The sequence below is a fragment of the Bradyrhizobium sp. JYMT SZCCT0180 genome (assembly GCF_018130165.1).
Taxonomy (GTDB): Bacteria; Pseudomonadota; Alphaproteobacteria; order Rhizobiales; family Xanthobacteraceae; genus Bradyrhizobium.
Genome location: NZ_JAFCLZ010000008.1, coordinates 187,579 through 209,043 on the forward strand (window position 1 = coordinate 187,579; position 21,465 = coordinate 209,043).

Below are 21,465 nucleotides of genomic sequence, written 5' to 3' on the forward strand. Positions count from 1 at the left end.
GTGTGAGCATCGTCAAATGGATCTCGCCGCGTCAGGCACTGGCGATTAGTCCGGCAACCCAAGCAAGAGACGTCGACGCATCATGGCAACCGCAGCTACCCACGCCGGAGATCGCGAGAATGAAGACGCGGCCCTGGTCCCTTTCGCGAGCTCGCATCTGGAAGGTGCTCTGAAGCTCTCGCAGGAGATGTCTTGGCCGTACCTGCTCAAGGATTGGGAATTTGCGCTGCAGCTTGGCAGCGGTTTCGTGATGACTAGTGCAGGTGCGGTGGTGGGGACCGCGCTCTGGTGGCCTTACGGCGACACCCATGCTTCCGCCGGAATGATCATCGTCTCGAAAACCGTTCAGGGACGCGGTTACGGGGCCCGGCTGATGGACGCGCTGCTCGCGGCGGCACGACCCCGGATCATCACGCTGAACTCGACTGTCGAAGGCACGGCGCTTTACCAGCGCCGTGGCTTCGTCCCCATCGGGATCATCCATCAGCATCACGGAATTCCCAGGGAACGCCATGAGGCGCCGGGTCCGTGCTTCGTCAGGGCAATGGCTCCATCGGATATCGAGGCGATTGTGGGTCTCGATCACGAGGCCACCGGTTGGACGAGGCGGGAGATGCTGAACCGATTGATCGAGGTCGGCGACGGCTATGTTCTCTTGCGTGACGGCATACCCCGCGGCTACGCCATTTCCCGTCTGTTCGGCCGTGGGCATGTCATCGGTCCCGTGGTCGCCGAAAACCCGACCGATGCGCGCGCATTGATCGAGGCCGCGCTCGCGCCGCTCGGGAGCGTTTTCGTCCGGGTCGATACCTCTGCCGCCTCGCAACTCGGGGAGTGGCTCGAAGGCATCGGTCTGCAGCAGGTCGGCGACGCCACCACCATGGTCCTCGGGACCCAGATGCCATCGACCGGGCCGGAGCGCACGTTCGCGCTCGCCAACCAGTCATTCGGCTAGGAGACGGGGATGCCGCGCTTGGAGATGCATATCCCGAACGCCGGACCCGGCGAGGCCGCCGCGAGGGTCGGCGCGCTGGCGACGCCGGCCCTCCTGCTCGACAAGGACCGTCTGGATCGCAATCTCGCCCGTCTGTCCTCCCGTATGGCCGCGCGAGGCGTCGTGCTGCGGCCCCATATGAAGACGGCGAAATCCATCGAAGTCGCCCGGCGCGCCTGTCCGTCCGGGCCCGGGCCGATCACCGTCTCCACCTTGGCGGAGGCGGAGTACTTCGCGAGTTACGGTTTTCGGGACATGACTTATGCCGTGGGCCTGGCACCGCACACCGCTGAGAGGGCGATGTGTCTCCGGAAAGCCGGCGTCGACCTCAAGGTGCTGCTCGATTCGTCCGAGCAGGCCAAGATTCTGGGCGAGGCAGGCCGCGCCGCTGCTGTGACGCCATCCGCCTTCATCGAAATCGACTGCGACGGCCACCGCGGCGGTCTGACCGCCACCGATTCCAGACTCATCGCCGTCGCGGCCGCCCTGGCCGAGGCCGACGTCAAGCTCGCCGGCGTCCTCGCTCACGCGGGCGAATCCTACAGCCTTTGCACGCCCGATACCCTCGTCGCGGCTGCGGAGAACGAAAGGGCGGTGGCTGTGGCCGCCGCGGAGACGTTGCGGGCGGCGAGGCATGAATGCCCGATCGTGAGCGTCGGTTCGACGCCGACCGCCCATTTCGCCGAAGACCTGACCGGCGTCACGGAGATGCGGGCCGGTGTGTACATGTTCTTCGATCTGGTGATGCACGGCGTCGGTGTCTGCACCACTGACGACATCGCGATCTCGGTTCTCACCACCGTCATCGGAACGAAGCCGGACAAGGGCTGGATTTTGGTCGATGCGGGCTGGATGGCGCTGTCACGTGATCGCGGCACCGCGGCGCAGCGGATCGACCAGGGTTACGGTCTGGTCTGCGATCTGTCCGGCAAACTCTATCCGGATCTGATCGTCGCGCAGGCGAGCCAGGAGCACGGCATCCTCGCCATCAGATCCGGATCGGCTGCAACCCTGCCGGATCTGCCGATCGGCACGAAGGTCAGGGTCCTGCCCAATCACGCCTGCGCGACGGCGTCACAGCACGAACTGTACAATGTCGTCTCCGCGGGAAGCGGCGCAATCGAAGCTCAGTGGCCGCGAATGCGCGGCTGGTAGGTTCTCAAACAGAGTTGCGCCGTCACGATTTGCGGATGCCCAGCATTCAGATAGCGAGAATCCGAGGTCGATATGAAGCTCACATCCTATTGGTTGGACACATCGGAGCCATTCAGGAGCGGCACCGCAGGACCGGTGCAAGGCACCTGCGACGTTGCGGTGATCGGCGGCGGACTGACCGGATCTTCGGCGGCGCTGGCTCTCGCCAAGAAGGGCGCGCGCGTCGTGCTCCTCGAAGCCGAGACGATCGGGCACGCGGCGTCCGGCCGGAACGGCGGCATGTGCAACAACGGGTTCGCCCAGGATTACGGCACGCTCTCGGCCAGGCTTGGCAAGGAAGTCGCCGATCGGCTCTATCGGGCCTTCGACGCCGGGGTCGATACGGTCGAGCGCCTGGTGGCGGAAGAGAAGATCGACTGCAGCTTCGCGCGCACCGGCAAGATCAAACTCGCGGCCAAACCCGAGCACTATGACAAGCTTGCACGCAGCCAGGAATTGCTCGCCGCCAATGTCGATCCCGACACGACGATGGTGAGCCGTGCCGATCTGGCCGGCGAAGTGGGATCGGAGCGCTATTACGGCGGGCTGATCTACCGCAAGAGCGCCGGCATGCACGTTGGGCGCTTCGTCCGCGGCCTTGCGGAAGCGGCGGCGCGGCGCGGCGTCGCGATTCACGAGCGTACGCCGATGATGGGCCTGCGACCCGCCGCCGGCGGAGGTCACGAGATCGAGACACCGAAGGGCCGGCTTCGGGCCTCGCAGGTTCTGTTGGCGAGCGGCACCTCGCATACGGGGCCGCTGGGTTGGATTCGACGCCGGATCGTGCCGGTCGGCGCCTTCCTGATCGTCACCGAGCCCTTGCCGGTCGCGACGCTCGATCGGCTCCTGCCGCGGCGCCGGATGGCGGTCGATACGAAGAACCTGGTCAACTACTTCCGAACCACGCCTGACAACCGGCTGCTCTTTGGCGGCCGCGCCCGTTTCGCCATCTCCAACCCGGCCTCAGACGAGAAGAGCGGCGCGATCCTGCAGGCTGCGCTGCACGACGTCTTTCCCGAGCTTCGCGCCGTGCGCATCGACTATTGCTGGGGCGGGATGGTCGACATGACGCGCGACCGGCTGCCACGCGCCGGCGAACGCAATGGCATTTACTATTCCATGGGCTACAGCGGCCATGGCACCCAGATGTCGACCCTGATGGGGACGATCATGGCGGAAGTCATGGACGGGCGCACCGAGCTCAATCCCTGGAAGGACTTCACCTGGCCCGCCATTCCAGGTCATCTCGGTCCTCCTTGGTTCCTCCCGCTGGTCGGCGCCTATTACCGGATCAAGGATCGCTTCCAATGACCTCGGCCGTTCGACACCTGATGGAAGCCGGCTTCCTCGGCAAATTCTACATCGACGGAGAATGGCGGAAGCCGAACGGATCGGCGACGGCGGTGGTCGTTAACCCGGCGACCGAGCAACCGATCGCCGAAGTCGCGCTCGGCAATGACGAGGATGTCGAGTACGCGGTCGCCGCCGCCAGACATGCCTTCGTCGGCTGGTCCCGCACGCCGGCTGCTGGGAGGGCGGCGCTGCTCGACCGGATCCATGGTTTGCTCCTCGAGCGGCTCGAGCTGTTCGCGCAGGCAATCACGAGCGAGATGGGGGCCGCCATCACCTACGCGCGCAGCGCCCAGATGCCGCTGGCCGCCGAACATATCCGTGTCGCGCGCGACAATCTTGCGATCTATCCGTTCATCACCCCGCACGGCGGCACCGCGATCATGCGCGAGGCCATCGGTGTCTGCGGCCTCATCACCCCCTGGAACTGGCCTCTCTACCAGATTACAGCCAAGGTCGGTCCGGCGCTCGCGGCTGGCTGCACGGTGGTGTTGAAGCCGAGCGAATTGTCGCCCCTGAGCGCATTGCTGTTCGCCGAGGTGGTAGATGATGCCGGGTGTCCGCCTGGTGTATTCAACCTCGTCAACGGAACCGGTCCAATCGTGGGCGCCGGTCTGGCGTCGCATCCTCAGGTGGACATGATCTCGATCACCGGCTCGACCCGTGCCGGGGTTCTCGTCGCGCAAGCGGCGGCGCCCACCGTCAAGCGCGTCGCCCAGGAGCTTGGCGGCAAGTCGCCGAACATCATTCTGCCGGACGCCGAGCTGAGCCGGGCCGTTCCGCTCGGCGTCGCCGCCGCCTTCCGCAACCTCGGCCAATCCTGCAGCGCGCCAACACGCATGCTTGTCTCGCGCTCACAGATGGCGGAGGTCGAGATTCTGGCCGCAGCGGCTGCTTCCAAAATGGTGGTCGGCGATCCCGTTGCGGAAAGCACGACCCATGGTCCGATCGCCAATCGGCCGCAGTTCGAGCGCGTCCAGACCATGATTGGTGTCGGTCTGGAAGAAGATGCCAAGCTCGTCACTGGCGGGCCAGGGCGGCCCGACGACTTTCAGATAGGCTTCTATGCGCGGCCGACGATCTTCTCGAACGTCCGTCGCGACATGAAGATTGCGCAGGAGGAGATCTTCGGCCCGGTGCTCTCGATCATTCCCTACGATACGGTGGAGGAGGCAGTCGAGATCGCCAACGACACGGTCTACGGCCTCGGCGCTCATGTGCAGGGAATGGATATCGAGACGGTACGGGCGGTCGCCGGGCAGATCCGGTCGGGTCAAGTCCATCTCAACTATCCCGACTGGGACCCGACCGCACCTTTTGGCGGATACAAGCGTTCCGGCAACGGCCGCGAATACGGCCTCGAGGGAATGGGGGAATATCTCGAGACCAAAGCCGTTCTCGGGTTTTACCGATGAAACGCCACCTTTAGGGCGAGCCGTTCAAAACTAAGGTGCCGCATGTCGGCGACCCCACGAGACTATCGCCATCCCACTCTATCGGGGCAATGCCATGACTCATGGCGGTCATCATCCAGTGCGATCTACAGGGATTGCACTGTGTCGCGCCAGCGCTGACAGCATATCGTCTCATCTGCCGCTTCATCAATGCAATACCGTGCCGGACTTCGCCTCAGTCCGATTGCGTAATGCCGTCGAACCCAAGATACGCTGCGGCCAGCGTCAAGTTCGTCAGATGAATATCGCCGTTCGTCTGAGAAGAGGTCGTCCATCAAGGAGATTGCAAATGCAAGTTGGTGTGCCCAAGGAAATCAAGACGCACGAGTATCGCGTAGGCCTGACGCCTGGAGCCGTCCGAGAATATGTGGCGGCTGGCCACAGCGTGTCAGTCGAGACCAACGCAGGCGCCGGCATCGGCGCGACGGACGACGACTATTGCAAGGCAGGCGCAACGATCCTGGAGTCAGCGCGCGATGTATTTGCATCGAGCGACATGATCGTAAAGGTAAAGGAGCCTCAGCCCTCCGAATGGGCGCTGCTTCGAGAGAACCAGATCCTGTTCACTTATCTACACTTGGCGCCCGATCCGGAGCAGGCCAACGGCCTCCTGAAGTCCGGATGCACGGCAATCGCCTACGAGACCGTGACTGATGCGCACGGCGGACTTCCGCTGCTTGCGCCAATGAGCGAAGTCGCGGGTCGGCTCGCGATCGAAGCGGCGGGTGCGGCCCTGAGACGGTATGCCGGGGGGCGAGGGCTCTTGATCGGTGGCGTACCTGGCGTTCAACCGGCGCGCGTCGTGGTGCTTGGAGGTGGCGTAGTTGGTACGCATGCAGCGCGCATGGCGGCAGGCCTGGGCGCCGAGGTCACTATTCTCGATCGGTCGATACCGCGGCTTCGTGAACTGGATGAGTTGTTCGAAGGACGTGTTCGTACCAGGTTCTCGACGATTGAGGCCATCGAGAACGAGATATTTGCCGCCGACGTTGTTATTGGCGCAGTGCTCGTTCCCGGAGCGAGCGCGCCGAAACTTGTCAACCGCGGCATGTTGAGCTCGATGCGCAAGGGAGCCGTGATCGTGGACGTAGCGATCGATCAGGGCGGATGCTTCGAGACATCGCGTCCGACGACGCATGCCGACCCGACTTACGAGGTGGACGGCGTTATCCACTACTGCGTCGCCAATATGCCGGGAGCTGTTCCGCTGACCTCAAGCCAGGCTTTGAACAACGCTACGCTGCCGTTTGGTCTGGCGCTCGCCAACAAGGGTTTCGCAGCCGTGCTGGAAGATCCGCATCTGCGTGCTGGCCTGAATGTCCATCGTGGTCGGTTAACGTATCAGGCCGTAGCCGAGAGTCTCGGCCTGCCATGCTCCCCGATCGAGCAGGTTGCCGCCTGATCTGCTCCAAGAGGTCCCCAAGAGGTCCCTATGGGACATTTCCTCCCCAACTTGAGCCACTCCTTCGGAGTGGCTCCCTTTTTCGTTCCCTCACCCCGGCATCATCAAGAGGCAGACCCTTTCCCCAACGGACGCACCATCGCGCCAGCGTTCATGATGTCCGCTGGATCAAAGGCGGTCTTGATGCGGCGCATCGCAGCGATGCGGCCGACGTCGCCGTACCGCTCCAGAAGATGCTTCTTGAACCGGCCGACACCGTGCTCCGCGCTAAACGTGCCGTCGAGCGCCGCGGCCGTGTCATAGAGTTGCAGCGACAGGCCGCTTTCGATCCGCTTGGTGAACGCTATCCGGTCGACGCCGGGAGGCACCAGCACGTTGTAATGCAGATTGCCGTCGCCGACGTGTCCATAGACGGACAGCTCAAGATCCGCGTCATACGACCGTACCTGCGAGCCGGCTAGATCCAGAAAACGCTGAATGGAGGAAAGCGGCACGGAAATGTCATGCTTGACCGATCCGTTCCGGCGCTTCTCGCCCTCCGGGATGGTCTCGCGCACCTCCCACATCGCGGTCCGCTGCGATCCGCTCTGCGCCAGGAAGGCGTCCTCGATCCATCCGGACTCGATCGCTTCGGCCAGAACGGCTTCCATCAGTCCGTCGAGATCGAGATGACGCGAGGAGGAGGCGAACTCGGCGAGTACGGTGCCCCCAGCGCCGGCGCGGACGGAGGGTGGGTTAGTCATCGCTTCGCTCGCGAGCGCGATCGATCGGGCCGTCATGAATTCGAACGTGGTGAGCAGGTCCGCGGATTCGCGACGTACCAGGGCGAGAAGCTCGGCGAGCGGGGCGTCCATCGCGAGCTTCAGCCAGGCGGTCGCGCGGCGGATCGGCAAGGGCGCGAGGCGCAACACAGCGCCCGTGACGATGCCGAGAGTTCCCTCGCTTCCAACGAAGCACTGTTTGATGTCGTAGCCTGTATTATTCTTGCGCAGTTTGCGCATGTCCGAAACCACCGTGCCATCAGACAGAACCGCCTCGATCCCGAGGAGCAGATCGCGAGTCATTCCGTATCTGACGACGGACAGTCCGCCGGCGTTCGTTCCGATGTTGCCGCCGATCCGGCAACTGCCTTCCGCGCCGAGGCTGAGCGGCAACAGAAGTCCGGCGGTTGCCGCGGCGTCCTGTACGTTCTTCAGGATGGCGCCGGCGTCGACAGAGATGCTCATGGAGACGGGATCGACTTCGCGGATCCTGTCCATCCGCTCGAGGCTGACGATGATCTGCCGTCCGGAGGCGTCCGGCGTCGCGCCGCCGCAGTAGCTGGTGTTGCCGCCCTGCGGAACGATTCCGATGCTCTGTCGTGCCGCCACTCGCACGATGTCGGCGACCTGCTTCGTCGTCGCGGGCTTCAGTACGGCGAACGTTGACCCAGTGAAGAGCTGGCGTTGATCCGTTGTGTAGGTGGCGATCTGCTCTGGGTCGTCAACGACGCCCCCGCCGTCCAGTAGGTCGCAAAAGGCGTGAACGTGTACCGACTGAGACATGCTTCAGCTCCCGATTTGGCGTCGGATCATCTTCGCGCGTTTGTGCGGCATTGCTTGCCGTTCGGTGGCGGTTCCGAAGAAACCAATGCCGAAATGCCACGATGTTCGGCAGCTTGCGCCGAATCTATATAGCGGCGCCGATTGTGGCGGCCGCTTTAGTCGGTCTTGCGCCGCTCGCACTTGTCGGCAGTCGCTATGAGCGCTTTGCACGCTATGCGTTGTTTGCATTCGATGTAGCAGCTCTCAGTGCTTTGCTTGCGCTCGCACCACTCAGCAGTGGTGGAGACATTCCTCAGAACATGGTCTTTGTCTCTAGTCGTGGCGAGTACTACTTTGTCGTGGTTGCGGTATCAGCTCTTGCGCTATCACCGGCCCTCGTCCTCTGGACGGGCCTTTGCTGCGTGGTCGGCCTCGCAGGGGCGACAACCTGGATCATGGCCGGGATGGATCGCGTTGTCAGCTACCGTGATTTGCCGGTCTCGCCCTCGCGTGAAGCCTTTTTATCTATTGTACTTGACGCTGACTTCCTCGCCATTTCGAGTCGTGTCAGCGAAGGGGTAAAGCTTGCCCTCGTGACAGGTATCGTCGCTGTTGCCGTCCACCGAGCACGCGCAGTGGTCTGGGCGCACGCCCAAATCTACGATGGTGCTTGTTCTATCCTAGGTCTGGCCAGAGCGGCACGTTACTTTGCACGGGATTGGTGAGGAGGGTCGGAAACAGCGCGGTACTGCATGAATTCATTCGGTACTGCAATGCTGTACCGAAGAAGGTCCGGCGTCCATCGAGGGACGAACACGCGATCGACTTAAGAACTTGAAATGACAGGAAAATGCCCCAATAGTCAGCTTTGAATTTCTGTCGGCCCAAAAATCAGCTATTCTGGACGAGATGATAAAGCGAAATAACATCAACATGTTATCGCATCGATTTTGCATTGCCCCCATGATGGATTGGACCGACCGGCATTGCCGCGTGTTCCACCGTCTGATGACGCGGCGGGCGCGGCTTTACACGGAGATGCTGACGACCGGCGCCATCATCCATGGGGACCGAATGCGGCTGCTCGGCTTCGACCAGAGCGAGCACCCCGTTGCGCTGCAGCTTGGCGGCTCGGATCCGCGCGATCTCGCCACGGCTGCGAAGATCGGCGAGGATTTCGGCTATGACGAGATCAACCTCAACGTGGGCTGTCCGTCGGACCGGGTAAAGGACGGCCGCTTCGGCGCCTGCCTGATGGCGGAGCCGGCGCTGGTTGCCGAGGGCGTTGCCGCGATGAAGCGCGCGGTGAACATTCCCGTCACGGTCAAATGCCGCATCGGGATCGACGACCAGGATCCGGAAGTGGCGCTGGACGTGCTGGCGCGCGGCGTCGATGCCGCGGGCGCCGATGCGCTGGTCGTGCACGCCCGCAAGGCCTGGCTCAATGGCTTGTCGCCGAAGGAAAACCGCGACATTCCACCGCTCGATTACAACAGAGTTTATCGGCTGAAGGCCGTGCTGCCCGAGGTGCCGGTCATCATCAATGGCGGGATCGGCAGCATTGCCGAGGCGAAGGCGCATCTTGCCCATGTCGATGGCGTGATGCTGGGGCGGGCGGCCTATCAGGAGCCGTGGCGATTGCTCAACGTCGATTCCGAATTGTTCGGCGAGGCGGCGCCGCATGCGACCATGAAGGGTGTGTTCGAGGCGATGATGCCCTACATCGAAAATCAGCTCGGGCAGGGCACGCGGCTGCATTCGATGACGCGGCACTTCGTCGGTGCGTTTCACGGCGTGCCGGGGGCGCGTGCCTTCCGCCGCCATCTCGCCGAAAACGGCGTCAGGCAAGGCGCCGGCGCCAACGTATTGTGCGATGCGATTGCGCTGGTTGATAGCAGCGCGGCGTCTTCGATCGCGGCCTGACGGCACACCATCTTCCACCCGCTCACTTGCCGGTCCGACACATATCGCCTTGACAGCGCAATCATCCCGTCCGTAACTTCAGCTTACAAAATCAAAAAAACATCAACCAAGGAGGATTGCTACAAACAGGGAGGAGAGAATGCTCAGGTACACGTCTGTTATTGTCGTGGCTGCTGCCCTCGGACTCGCCGCCACCTTCACGAAGCCAGCCCAGGCTCAGACCCCGGCTACGGCGCCCAAGCCCCTTGTATTAAAAGGGCAATCGACCCACCCCGCGTCGTCGAACTTCCACCTCATCTTCAAGCTGTGGGCCGAGACCGTCGAAAAGATGACGGGCGGCCGTCTCAAGATCGAAACGCTCCCCGCCGGCGCCATCGTTCCCCCGTTCGAGGTCTTCGACGCAACGTCGAAGAACGTTCTCGACGTCGGAATGGCGCCGTTCGGCTACATCCTCGGTCGCAACACCGCAACCATCCCGATGTCGCACGGTCCGCTGTTCGGCATGGACGGAAGTGACTATTGGGCCTGGTACTACGACGGCGGCGGCATGGCCCTGCTGGAAGAATTCTACCGCGACGTCCTCAAGCTCAACGTCGTCGGCTTCCCGATCCCGACCGATTATCCGCAAGGCATGGGCTGGTTCAAGAAAGAGATCAACAGCCTCGCCGATCTCAAGGGGATGAAGTATCGCATCTACGGCATCGGCGCGGAGACCTACGGCCGGCTTGGCGTGTCGGTCGTCACCATACCGGGCGGCGAGATCGTCCCGGCGATGGAGCGCGGCGTGATCGAAGGCGCGGAATGGATCAACTGCGAGGAAGACAAGAAGCTCGGTCTGCACCAGGTAGCGAAGCACTACTACACCCCTGGCATGCACGAGCCGGTCACCGGCGGCCAGTTGATGATCAACGGAGATGTCTGGAAAAAGCTGACGCCGGACCTGCAGGAGATCATCAAGGTTGCCAGCGTCTACGCTACGACGCAGCGCAATTTCTCCTTCAACCGCGAGACCGCGCAGGCCTGCCAGGACCTCCTCAAGATGGGCGTCCAGTTGCATCGCACGCCGGATGATGTCCTGAAGAACTTCCTCGACGAGTGGGAGAAGATCCAGGCCGAGTACGCCGCCAAGAACCCGTTCTACAAGAAGGCGATGGACAGTCAGAAGGCCTACGCCGAGAAAATCGTCCCGTTCAAGCTTTCCTGGTTCCCGCCCTATAATTTCGCCGGCGAGTACTACTGGAAGGACAAGGTCTATCTGCAGAAGAAGTGATCCGCTTTCGCGCGCGCAACTGGCGTCATTGACAGGCGCCAGTTGCTTTCCAAGGGGGATCATGATGTCGACTGACGGCGGAGCCTCGTATCCGGCTGGCGTGGGAAGTGAGTTTCCACACGCCTTCTACACGATCATTCGGGCCATTGACCGGTTCTCGGACGTCACCGGCAAACTCATCTCCCTGACGATGCTGTTCCTCGTGGTGACGATCACCTACGAGGTCGTGATGCGTTACGGGTTCAATGCCCCGACCGCCTGGGTTTACGAGTCGAGCTTCATGGCCAACGGCTCGGCCTTCATGCTCGCCTGCGGATACGCGCTCTACAAAGGCGCGCACGTTCGAACCGATATCTACTGGGAGAATTTTTCGTACCGCACCAAGGGGATCATCGACATGATCTCCTACATCCTGCTGTTCTACCCGGTCATGATCACCTTCATGGTGGTCAGCTACGATGCCGCGCTGCATTCCTTTGACACCGGCGAGAGGTCGCAGGAAAGCGTGTGGCGCGTGATCATGTGGCCGTTCCGGGCCACCATCCCGCTGGCGGCGGTCCTTCTGATGGTTCAGGGCGTCTCCGAAGTACTGAAGTGCTGGTATCAGATCCAGTTCGGGCGCGAGTTCGAGCACAAGGAAAAGATCGAGATATGACCGGACTCGAGCTGCTCGGCCTGTTCATGCTGCTGGTGATGCTGGGGGCGATCTTCATCGGTCTGCCGATCAGTTTTACGTTGCTGTTTCTCGCCGGTGTGTTCGGCTACATCGGCATGGGGCCGCGGGTGCTCAGCCTCGCCTACCTGCAGACCATCGGCATCATGAAGCAAGACGAACTGGTCGCGGTGCCCATGTTCATCCTGATGGGCTTCATCTGCGATCAGGCCGGGTTGATGGAGCGACTGTTCAGGGCGTTCCGCGATCTGTTTGCGCCGCTGAAGGGCGCGCTTTACGTGGTCGTCATCGTTACCGCGACGCTGTTCGGCATCGCTGCCGGAACCGTGGGCGCTACGGTGGCGCTGCTCGGCATCATGGCCGGGCCGATGATGATCCGCTCCGGCTACGACGTGCGCATGTCGGCGGGCGCGATCGCGGCCGGCGGCACGCTCGGCATTCTGATTCCGCCGTCAGTGATGCTGGTCGTGATGGCGCCCGTGCTCGATATCTCGATCATCGATTTGTACGCAGCCGCGTTCGGCCCGGGCTTCCTGCTGTCCGGCATGTTCATCGCCTACACGCTGATCCGCTGTCACTTCAATCCGAAGCTCGGTCCGCCGGTGCCGCTCGACGAGCGGCCGGAATCGATGAAGATCGTGCTGTGGGAGTGCCTGGTCGGCCTCGTGCCGGTGACGGTGCTGACCATCGTCACGCTGGGTGCGATCCTGGCCGGCATCACGACGGCCGCGGAGGCCGCAGCGCTGGGCGCGCTCGGTGCCATTCTTCTGGTCATTCTCTACGGCAAGTTTACGTGGAGTGGTTTGCTGCAGGCCTGCTACAGCACGATGGCGACCACCAGCATGGTGCTGCTGCTCGCCGTCGCCTCCAACGTGTTCGGTGCGGTGTTCGCGTGGCTCGGCACCGCCAGCTGGATGACCAATGCCCTGCTTGCCTCGCCGCTGCCGGCCTGGGGCACCATGACGCTGCTGCTGACGCTGATATTCCTGCTCGGCTGGCCGTTCGAATGGCCGGCGATCGTGTTTATTTTCATGCCGATGCTGGCGCCGGTGGCCAAGGGCCTCGGCTACGACATGGTGTGGTTCGGCTGCATCGTCGCGGTCGTTCTGCAGACGGCGTTCCTGTCTCCACCCGTCGCGATGTCGGCCTATTATCTCAAGCAGGTCGTGAGGGAATGGAATCTGCGGTTGATCTATCGCGGCATGGCGGACTTCATGGTCATCCAGGTTCTCTGCGTGGTGCTGGTGCTGATCTTCCCGGCGATCGCGATGTGGTTTCCAGGCTGGCTGCAGGCCCGCAGGGATGCGGATCGCAAGAAGGTGCAGATCGAGTATGTGGTGCCAAAGGTCGCCGCTGCGGTAGTCGGGCCGAATTGATCTGCAAGGCACCGCCTTGCGCGATGCTAGTTGGCAGCCGCGCGGTCGCGCCGGGGGCGGCGCGGGGGGCTGACGCTGCCCGTCACGTCGGGATAGCCGTGCAGCATCAGCTGGTCGGCCTTTACGCCCCAGCTTTCCAGGCGATCCAGAAAGCTCATGCCGAGCAGGTTGGTTTTCATCTGCCCGCGCTGCACCACCAGCGCCGGGACCGATTTTTCGACGAGGTGACCGACCGCGAGACGGTCGAGCGTCAGCCGCGCCGCCTTGGTGTGTCCGCCCACGGTTTCGACGTCGACATTGTATTCGAGCATCTCGAGCGGCAGCCCGATCGCCTTCGCGGTTTCCCAGGTCAGCACCACCGAGGTCGCGCCGGTGTCGATCACCATCGGCGCCTTGACGCCGTTGATCTTGGCATGCAGCGCGAATTCGCCGGCCTGGCCGCGCGCGATCTGCACCGCGGGCGCCGGCTGCACGCTGTGTCGCCGCAGCATCTGCGAGACTGAATCGCTGGCGCGTGCGATCTGTTCGGGGTCGCCGTAAGCAACGACGGCGCCGGCGGTGGCGGCGAGCATGATCAGGACGAGCAGGACGCGGCTCATCGCGCGTCCCCCTGGGCAGTCCTTCGGTCGATCAGCTGGACGTCGGACGCTCCGCGATCTGCGCCAGACCGGCCTCTGCCATGCGGGCCGGCAAACCCGCCATCACGGCCAGCCGCTGCGCGCTGTCCATGCGGTGCCATTGCGCGATTTCCGGCAGCGTTCGTCCGCAGCCGAAGCAGAGTTTGGTTTTGGGGTCCATCATGCAGACTGCGATACACGGCGTTTCTTTGCTCATTCGGGGAGTGTGAAATGCTTTCGGTGGTTTGCGCAAGCGCTCCAGTTACAGTCCTGTTCCGGCGCTCATGATCGGTTTGTGACGCGCCCGGCGTTTCTCGTCGGCGGTCGCAATGATGACGGGCTCCGGCTGCAGGGGCGGGGCCTCCTCGGCCATCGGCGCCAGCGCCGACATCACGCGCTCCGGCGGGAAGGTGACGATGACTTCGGTGCCGATCCGCAGCTTCGATTTCAGCGTGAAGGTGCCGCCATGCATGTCGATCAGGCTTTTTGCGATCGGCAGTCCGAGCCCCGCGCCCTGTTCGGCCGACTTGATCGAGTTGGAGCCCTGGCCGAACGATGCCAGCACGATCGGGATTTCGTCTTCGGCAATGCCGGAGCCGGTGTCTTTGACGCTCAGATACTGGCCGCCGGAGGCGGTCCAGCCGACCTTCAGCCATATATCGCCGCCCTGCGGGGTGAACTTGATCGAGTTCGACAGCAAATTGAGCACGATCTGGCGGGTGGCGCGCTCATCACCCCAGATCCGCGGCATGCCCTGTTCGAACACTTCGTGGATGGTGATGCCGCGGCTGGTGGCGCGCAGTTTCAGCAAATGATGGCAGTCGGCGACGACATGCACCAGCGACACCGCTTCCTCGTTGAGTTCATAGCGGCCGGCTTCGATCCGCGACAGGTCGAGGATCTCGTTGATGAGGTTGAGCAGGTGGACGCCCGAATTATGGATGTCGGCGGAATATTCCTTGTAGACCGGCACGGCGTGCGCACCAAAAATTTCGCTCTTCATCACCTCGGAGAATCCAAGGATCGCGTTCAGCGGCGTGCGCAGTTCGTGGCTCATCTGCGCGAGGAAGCGCGACTTGGCGACGTTGGCGGATTCGGCGCGATGCCGCGCCTCGTCGGAGATCGCCTTGGCCTGCTCGAGTTCACCGATCAGCGCATCCTTTTCGGCGCGCGCCTCCAGCGTCGCCAGCGTCGTCGAGTGCAGGCGATGGGCGAGCAGGGCGAAATAGCCTTCGGCGGCCAGCGCCAGCATGGCGAGCGCGTAGGTGTCGAAAGTGCCGCCCAGCACGAAATTCAGCGCGATCGCGGCCGTCACCGGCGCGGTGGCCGCCAGCGCCGCAATCGGCAGGCTGGCCGCCAGCATGCTCGATACCGCGATCACCAGCAGCATCAGGAACATCATCATCGTGTTCGACACGACGTCGAGGCCGGCGGGGTGGATCAGGATCGCGGTCCAGCACAGCCCGTAGAGCAGGTCGAGCAGCACAAATCGCGTGCGCCATTTGCGCGTGGCGACGAGCGAGGGCTGCACCGCCAGAAACCTGCGGCAATTGCGGATGATGACGGCATGGATGCACAGCATGCCGAAGGTCCAGGCCATGGCAGCAATCAGGTGCATCCAGAACCCGAACAGCACGCCGGTCGCAACCACCAGCAGCATGACGACGTAGGAGGCCGACATCCGGGTCTGGGCATATTGCCGGAGCAGTTCGGTGTCGAAAGCCGGGCGGGTTCCGCTGGTCGACGTTAACCGGTCGCGCGCCTCGCGCACCCGCTGCGCCGCGGCGCGCCGGGTGTTGACCGGCGCGGCGACTGGAGGGTCCGCCGGAAGCTGGACAACCTCGGGCTTTTCTGCGGGATTACTCATCAAACAACACAAACCCTGCCCGCGAACTGCGCGGGCTTTTTGTATTGTCTATCTGTGAGCCCAAATCCTTAAGCGATGACTTAAAGAGCTAAAGAATCCCGTTAACGCGAGGTTAAATTAACTCTTCCATCGTCATGGCCGGGCTTGTCCCGGCCGTCCACGTCTTGCTTATGCAGCGGCCAAAGAAAGACGTGGATGCCCGAGACAAGCCCGGGCATGACGAAGGCTGCAAATGTCTTGCTCAGCGCTGCAGCCTTGCCAGCAGGCTCGACGTGTCCCAGCGCTTGCCGCCCATTTTTTCGACTTCGGAATAGAACTGATCGACCAGCGCGGTGACCGGCAGATTGGCGCCGTTGCGGCGGGATTCGGCGATGCAGATCGACAGATCCTTGCGCATCCATTCGACGGCGAAGCCGAAATCGAACTTGCCGTCGTTCATGGTCTTGTAGCGGTTCTCCATCTGCCAGGACTGCGCGGCGCCCTTGGAGATGGTCTCGATCACGGCCTGGACGTCGAGGCCGGATTTTTTCGCGAAATGAATGCCTTCGGAGAGGCCCTGAACCAGCCCCGCGATACAGATCTGGTTGACCATCTTTGTTAACTGACCGGAACCGGCGGGTCCGAGCAGCTTGCACATCCGCGCATAGGCCGCGATCACGGGCTCGGCGCCGGCATAGGCGTCCGCGGTGCCGCCGCACATCACCGTCAGGACGCCGTTTTCGGCGCCGGCCTGGCCGCCGGAAACCGGCGCATCGATGAATTTGAAGCCCGCTTTGGTGGCGGCGGCATCGAGCTCGCGGGCGACTTCGGCCGACGCGGTGGTGTGGTCGACGAAGGTCGCGCCCTTCGTCATGCCGGCAAAGGCGCCGTCAGCGCCGATCGTGACCGCGCGCAAATCATTGTCATTGCCGACGCAGCACATGACGAAGTCTTGGCCTTCGGCAGCGGCCTTTGGCGTCGGCGCCGTGCGGCCGCCGAACTTGTCCGCCCATTCCTTCGCCTTGGCTCCGGTCCGGTTGAAAACGGTGACCTCGTGGCCGCCTTTTTTCACCAGATGGCCCGCCATCGGGAAACCCATCACGCCGAGACCGAGAAAAGCGACTTTAGCCATGTGTGCTACCTTATCGTTTGCCCGTGCGGGCTTGATCTTTGGGGGGCCGGACTTCGACCGAAGCTGGGAAGGGCCGGGCGGAACCCTGAGGCGGGTGGCCGCACCATAACCTCTGCGTCATGAAGGGCAACGCCTTCGTTTGGCTGGCGCGATCGGACACCGGTTCGCGTCAGGAAAACGCGTCAAAACAAGAGTCTAGAGAAGTTAGTTATGATTCCATCAGAACCGGTTATGCTCTAGGATCACCCGGTTTAAACAACTCACAAAAAAAGGGAGTGAGATCGCATGGGCGTCAGCGTGGGCGTGCTCGATCATTTCAACATCCGGACCCGGAATCTCGCCGACACGGTCCGCTTTTACGAAGATGTCCTGGGCCTGGAAAAGGGCGCCCGGCCGAACTTCGCCTTCCCGGGGGCGTGGATGTACTCGGAGGGCAAGGCGGTGGTGCATCTGGTCGATATTTCCAAGACCGACGAACCCCAAAAGCCTGACTCCGGCGTGGTCCATCACGTGGCCTTCGCCAGTACGGGCTTTGCCGGCATGCAGCAGCGGCTCAAATCGAAGGCGATGGCATTCGACTCGCGCCAGGTTCCCGGCGGCGATCTCTGGCAGATCTTCGTCACCGATCCCAACGGCGTGATGGTCGAATTGAACTACGAGGCCGCCAAGGAGGGCGGGGTCGTGGCCCCGGCCGAACGCCGGGACGACGTCGGAGCAAGGTAGCCTTTTGGGCTGCAACGCTCTAAGAGGGCCCCGGTTCTGATGCTCATCAGAACCGACTAGAGCGTTTTCCAGCGAAGTGGACCCGGTTCGCGTCAAGAAAACGCGTCAATCAAGAATCTAGAGCCCCGTTCCGATTCGATCGGAACGGACAAGGCTCTAGGCTCCAGGAGACGTGCCGTGAGCGTTACGCAGCAACAGGTTCTCGATGCCCTGGCCAAGGTGGCTTCGCCGCGCGGCGTCGCCTTGACCAATGCCAATGTGCTGTCGGCGATCACGGCCACCGACGGCAAGGTGTTCTTCTCCATCAATGTCGACGCCGCGGAGGCCCGCGCGTGGGAAAGCGTGCGGGCGCAGGCGGAAGCCGCGGTTCGCGCCATTCCCGGCGTCAGCGTGGCGATGATCGCACTGACCGCCGAGCGCAAGCCCGGCGCTGCGCCGCCGCCACCACCTCAGCCGCATCGCCACACGCACGGCGTGCAACCGGTGTCGGCGCATAAGCCGCCGCAAAGCCCGGCGTCCCCGATGTCCAAACAAGCTGAAATCCCAGGCGTTGCCGCTGTGATTGCGGTGGCATCCGGCAAGGGCGGGGTCGGCAAGTCGACGACGGCGCTCAATCTTGCGCTCGGCTTGCGCGATCTCGGCCTGCGCGTCGGCCTGCTCGACGCTGATATTTACGGCCCCTCGGTGCCGCGGCTGACCGGCATTCACGAGAAGCCGAAACTGAACGACGACCGCAAGATGATTCCGATCGAGCGCTTCGGTCTTGCCATCATGTCGATCGGCTTCCTGGTCGAGGAAGAGACCGCGATGATCTGGCGCGGACCGATGGTGATGTCGGCGATCACCCAGATGCTGCGCGATGTGGCATGGGGCACGCTCGACATTCTCGTGGTCGACATGCCGCCCGGCACCGGTGACGCGCAACTGACCCTGGCGCAGAACGTGCCGCTGAAGGGGGCGGTCATCATCTCGACCCCGCAGGATCTCTCCTTGATCGACGCGCGGCGCGGCCTTGCCATGTTCAAGAAGGTCAACGTGCCTGTGCTCGGCATCGTCGAGAACATGAGCTATTTCCAGTGCCCGCATTGCGGCACACGGTCGGACATTTTCGGTCATGGCGGGGCGCGGCACGAGGCCGAGCGGCTGGGTGTGCCGTTTCTGGGTGAGATCCCGCTGCACATGTCGATTCGCACCACCTCGGACTCCGGTAACCCGGTGGTGGCGAGCGAGCCGGACGGTCCGCACGCCGCCATCTACCGCGAAATCGGTACCAAGGTCCGCGACCAGCTTCAGGGCGCAAATGCTGCCGCCTGAGGGCCTTATTCGGCTTCCCTGAGACTTTCGTTTAATCAGTGCAGTCATGCCTTTGTCGCGTTTTCGTTCGCCAACTTCCATGTTAAAGCGCCCCCGCCAGAGTGCCCCGGATGACGTGGAATTCGCCCCGCCGGAGGATCGCTCGCGGAAATTGGGAAACGCCCCCGCCTTTAAGGAGATGCCTGAATGAAGCGTCGTGATTTTTTGAAAGTTTCAGCGGCCGGTGCTGCCGCGACCGCCGTTGCCTCGCCGGCGATCGCGCAATCCTCGCCTGAAATCAAATGGCGCTTGACGTCGAGCTTCCCGAAGTCGCTCGACACGATTTACGGCGGTGCTGACCAGCTGTCGAAGTACGTCGCTGAAATGACCGACAACAAATTCCAGATCCAGGTCTTCGCCGCGGGCGAGGTGGTTCCCGGTCTGCAGGCGCTCGACGCCACCTCCAACGGCACGGTCGAGATGTGCCACACCGTCTCTTATTATTACGTCGGCAAGGATCCGACCTTTGCGATCTATGCGTCGGTCCCGTTCGGCCTCAACGCGCGCCAGCAGAACTCCTGGTGGTCGCAGGGTGGCGGCGGGGAGCTCGGCAACGAGTTCTTCAAGAAGTTCGGCGTGATCGGTTTCCCCTGCGGCAACACCGGCACCCAGATGGGCGGCTGGTTCCGCAAGGAGATCAAGACGGTCGCCGATCTGTCGGGCCTCAAATTCCGCATCGGCGGTATCGCCGGTCAGGTGCTGCAGAAGGTCGGCGTCGTGCCGCAGCAGATCGCCGGCGGCGACATCTACCCGGCGCTGGAAAAGGGCACCATCGACGCCGCCGAGTGGGTCGGTCCGTATGACGACGAAAAGCTCGGCTTCCAGAAGGTCGCGAAGTTCTATTATTACCCCGGCTTCTGGGAAGGCGGCCCGATGGTCCACGCCTTCACCAATCTGGAGAAGTGGAATTCGCTGCCGAAGAACTATCAGGCGATCCTCACCAACGCTGCGGCACACGCCAACGGCTGGATGAACGAACGCTATGACATGCTCAATCCGGCAGCATTGAAGCGCCTGGTTGCCGGCGGCACCCAGCTGCGTCCCTTCACCAACGAAGTTCTGGAAGCCTGCCTGAAGGCGACCAACGAACTGTGGGCCGAACTGTCTGCCAAGAATGCCGACTTCAAGAAGACGATCGATTCGATGCAGGCGTACCGCTCCGACCAGTATCTGTGGTGGCAGGTCGCCGAGTACACCTTCGACAGCTTCATGATCCGCTCGCGCACGCGCGGCTGATGCATAGCGTTTTCGAGCGAAGTGGATCCCGGTTCGCGTCAAGAAAACGCGTCAAAACAAAAGTGAGACCCCTGGGTCTGATGTAATCAGGCCCAGGGGCCTCATCCTAAGTCGTACAGCAAGCCCGGTCTCCCAAGGAGGCCGGGCTTTTTGCGTTACGCCCTGCAGTTCGGGATGGAAATCGGGAACCGGATGTTCCATGGTGCCGCCAAAGCCTCGGCAAGAAGGCACTCGGACACACATCCACAAGGGCAGGATTCCATGAAAAGAAGAGATTTTCTCAAGGTCACAGGTATTGGCGCCGCGGGTGCCGCAACTCTGGCGGCGCCGGCGATCGCGCAGTCGATGCCGGAAATCAAATGGCGGCTGACGGCGAGCTGGCCGAAATCGCTCGACACGCTGTGGGGCGGGGTTGAGGTGATGGCCAAGCAGGTCGCCGAAGCCACCGACAACAAGTTTCAACTTCAGACCTTTGCCGGCGGTGAAATCGTTCCCGGCCTGCAGGTTCTTGATGCCGTGCAAAACGGCACCGTCGAGATGGGACATACCGCGTCCTACTATTACTTCGGCAAGGACCCGACGTTTGCGTTCGGCACGGCGGTGCCGTTCGGACCTAACCAGCGCCTCAACCAGGCCTGGTACATGCAGGGCGGCGGCAGGGAACTGCTCAACGAGTTCTACAAGAGCTACAACGTCACGTCGTTTCTGGCCGGCAATACCGGTTGCCAGATGGGCGGCTGGTTCCGCAAGGAGATCAACACCGTCGACGATCTGAAGGGGCTGAAGATGCGCATCGGCGGCTTTGCCGGCCGCGTCATGCAGAAACTGGGTGTCGTGCCGCAGCAATTGGCCGGCGGCGACATTTATCCCGCGCTCGAAAAAGGCACGATCGACGCGGCGGAATGGGTAGGCCCTTACGACGACGAGAAGCTCGGCTTCAACAAGGTCGCGCCGCATTATTACTATCCCGGTTGGTGGGAAGGCGGCCCGATGCTGCTCGCGATCGTCAATCTGGAAAAGTGGAACGCGCTGCCGAAACACTACCAAACCGTTCTCGAGCTGGCAGGGCAGTCCGCCAACAGCTGGATGATGGCGAAGTACGATCAGCTCAATCCACAGTCGCTCAAGAAGCTGCTTGCCGGTGGCACCAAGCTGCATGCGTTTTCGCCGCCGATCATGCAGGCCTGCCTGAAAGCGACCAAGGAAATTTACGCCGAGACGGCGGCGACCAACCCGAACTTCAAGAAGGTGCTGGACTCGCTGAACGGCTTCACGAGCAACGGATACCAGTGGTTCCAGGTCGCCGAACTCGGTTACGACAGCTTCATGGCGCGCAACCCGCAGGGCTGATCGTCAAGCAAGCAGCAGCTTCAACAAACAAAAACCCCGGAGCGAAAGC

General features: G+C 62.6%; 19 protein-coding genes. 14 read left to right on the plus strand and 5 right to left on the minus strand.

What is annotated here, in order from left to right; translation table 11 throughout:
* Window positions 1-82: 82 nt before the first annotated feature.
* The 5 genes from JQ641_RS14195 (at window position 83) to ald (ending at window position 6,394) form a co-directional block, all read left to right on the plus strand.
* Entirely contained in the window at window positions 83-955 is an 873-nt protein-coding gene (locus tag JQ641_RS14195) for a GNAT family N-acetyltransferase (protein WP_211996575.1), read from the plus strand.
* A 9-nt stretch (window positions 956-964) separates the two neighbouring features.
* Window positions 965-2,149: an alanine racemase gene (locus tag JQ641_RS14200; protein WP_502754957.1), complete on the plus strand. Its 1,185-nt coding sequence runs from the start codon at window positions 965-967 to the stop codon at window positions 2,147-2,149.
* Between the two features lie 72 nt (window positions 2,150-2,221).
* The gene (locus tag JQ641_RS14205; RefSeq protein ID WP_211996576.1) at window positions 2,222-3,499 is read left to right on the plus strand and encodes an NAD(P)/FAD-dependent oxidoreductase; all 1,278 of its coding nucleotides are present in this window, start codon (window positions 2,222-2,224) and stop codon (window positions 3,497-3,499) included.
* Window positions 3,496-4,953 (plus strand): aldehyde dehydrogenase family protein, encoded by a 1,458-nt coding sequence (locus tag JQ641_RS14210; RefSeq protein WP_211996577.1) that lies wholly within the window; start codon window positions 3,496-3,498, stop codon window positions 4,951-4,953. The genes JQ641_RS14205 and JQ641_RS14210 overlap by 4 nt, the downstream gene beginning before the upstream one ends.
* A 328-nt stretch (window positions 4,954-5,281) precedes the next feature.
* Entirely contained in the window at window positions 5,282-6,394 is a 1,113-nt protein-coding gene (ald, locus tag JQ641_RS14215) for an alanine dehydrogenase (RefSeq protein WP_211996578.1), read from the plus strand.
* A 104-nt stretch (window positions 6,395-6,498) separates the two neighbouring features.
* On the opposite strand, the gene JQ641_RS14220 is transcribed toward ald, so the two are convergent.
* Window positions 6,499-7,938, minus strand: a complete 1,440-nt coding sequence (locus JQ641_RS14220; RefSeq protein ID WP_249150424.1) for an FAD-binding oxidoreductase — start codon at window positions 7,936-7,938, stop codon at window positions 6,499-6,501.
* Between the two features lie 101 nt (window positions 7,939-8,039).
* Here JQ641_RS14220 and JQ641_RS14225 point away from each other — a divergent pair, with 101 nt between their 5' ends.
* The 5 genes from JQ641_RS14225 to JQ641_RS14245 all read left to right on the plus strand — a co-directional run bounded on the left by JQ641_RS14225 (window position 8,040) and on the right by JQ641_RS14245 (window position 13,159).
* Window positions 8,040-8,642: a hypothetical protein gene (locus JQ641_RS14225; RefSeq protein WP_211996579.1), complete on the plus strand. Its 603-nt coding sequence runs from the start codon at window positions 8,040-8,042 to the stop codon at window positions 8,640-8,642.
* Between the two features lie 208 nt (window positions 8,643-8,850).
* A complete protein-coding gene (gene dusA / locus JQ641_RS14230) occupies window positions 8,851-9,840 on the plus strand; it encodes a tRNA dihydrouridine(20/20a) synthase DusA (protein ID WP_211996580.1) in 990 nt (329 codons plus the stop codon).
* 139 nt (window positions 9,841-9,979) lie between these two features.
* The gene (locus JQ641_RS14235; RefSeq protein ID WP_211996581.1) at window positions 9,980-11,110 is read left to right on the plus strand and encodes a TRAP transporter substrate-binding protein; all 1,131 of its coding nucleotides are present in this window, start codon (window positions 9,980-9,982) and stop codon (window positions 11,108-11,110) included.
* A gap of 61 nt (window positions 11,111-11,171) precedes the next feature.
* Window positions 11,172-11,765, plus strand: a complete 594-nt coding sequence (locus JQ641_RS14240) for a TRAP transporter small permease subunit (protein WP_211996582.1) — start codon at window positions 11,172-11,174, stop codon at window positions 11,763-11,765.
* Complete coding sequence (locus JQ641_RS14245; RefSeq protein WP_211996583.1) at window positions 11,762-13,159, plus strand: TRAP transporter large permease; 1,398 nt, start codon at window positions 11,762-11,764, stop codon at window positions 13,157-13,159. The genes JQ641_RS14240 and JQ641_RS14245 overlap by 4 nt, the downstream gene beginning before the upstream one ends.
* A 26-nt stretch (window positions 13,160-13,185) precedes the next feature.
* Here the strand turns inward: JQ641_RS14245 and JQ641_RS14250 are convergent, their stop codons facing one another.
* The 4 genes from JQ641_RS14250 to JQ641_RS14265 all read right to left on the minus strand — a co-directional run bounded on the left by JQ641_RS14250 (window position 13,186) and on the right by JQ641_RS14265 (window position 16,754).
* Window positions 13,186-13,758 carry a TIGR02281 family clan AA aspartic protease gene (locus JQ641_RS14250; RefSeq protein WP_211996584.1) on the minus strand — a complete coding sequence of 191 codons (573 nt, stop codon included), beginning with the start codon at window positions 13,756-13,758 and terminating at the stop codon, window positions 13,186-13,188.
* Window positions 13,759-13,789: 31 nt separating this feature from the next.
* Window positions 13,790-13,993 carry a DUF1289 domain-containing protein gene (locus JQ641_RS14255; protein WP_192734702.1) on the minus strand — a complete coding sequence of 68 codons (204 nt, stop codon included), beginning with the start codon at window positions 13,991-13,993 and terminating at the stop codon, window positions 13,790-13,792.
* Window positions 13,994-14,038: 45 nt separating this feature from the next.
* Window positions 14,039-15,643, minus strand: a complete 1,605-nt coding sequence (locus JQ641_RS14260) for a sensor histidine kinase (protein ID WP_211996585.1) — start codon at window positions 15,641-15,643, stop codon at window positions 14,039-14,041.
* Between the two features lie 241 nt (window positions 15,644-15,884).
* Window positions 15,885-16,754, minus strand: coding sequence for an NAD(P)-dependent oxidoreductase (locus tag JQ641_RS14265; RefSeq protein ID WP_211996586.1), 870 nt, complete (start codon window positions 16,752-16,754; stop codon window positions 15,885-15,887).
* Window positions 16,755-17,039: 285 nt separating this feature from the next.
* On the opposite strand from JQ641_RS14265, the gene JQ641_RS14270 reads away from it, so the two are divergent.
* The 4 genes from JQ641_RS14270 (at window position 17,040) to JQ641_RS14285 (ending at window position 21,416) form a co-directional block, all read left to right on the plus strand.
* Window positions 17,040-17,477 (plus strand): VOC family protein, encoded by a 438-nt coding sequence (locus JQ641_RS14270; protein ID WP_211996587.1) that lies wholly within the window; start codon window positions 17,040-17,042, stop codon window positions 17,475-17,477.
* 177 nt (window positions 17,478-17,654) lie between these two features.
* Window positions 17,655-18,791 carry an Mrp/NBP35 family ATP-binding protein gene (locus tag JQ641_RS14275; protein WP_211996588.1) on the plus strand — a complete coding sequence of 379 codons (1,137 nt, stop codon included), beginning with the start codon at window positions 17,655-17,657 and terminating at the stop codon, window positions 18,789-18,791.
* A 186-nt stretch (window positions 18,792-18,977) separates the two neighbouring features.
* Entirely contained in the window at window positions 18,978-20,066 is a 1,089-nt protein-coding gene (locus tag JQ641_RS14280; RefSeq protein ID WP_192734707.1) for a TRAP transporter substrate-binding protein, read from the plus strand.
* Window positions 20,067-20,327: 261 nt separating this feature from the next.
* Window positions 20,328-21,416: a TRAP transporter substrate-binding protein gene (locus JQ641_RS14285; RefSeq protein ID WP_211996589.1), complete on the plus strand. Its 1,089-nt coding sequence runs from the start codon at window positions 20,328-20,330 to the stop codon at window positions 21,414-21,416.
* Window positions 21,417-21,465 lie beyond the last annotated feature (49 nt).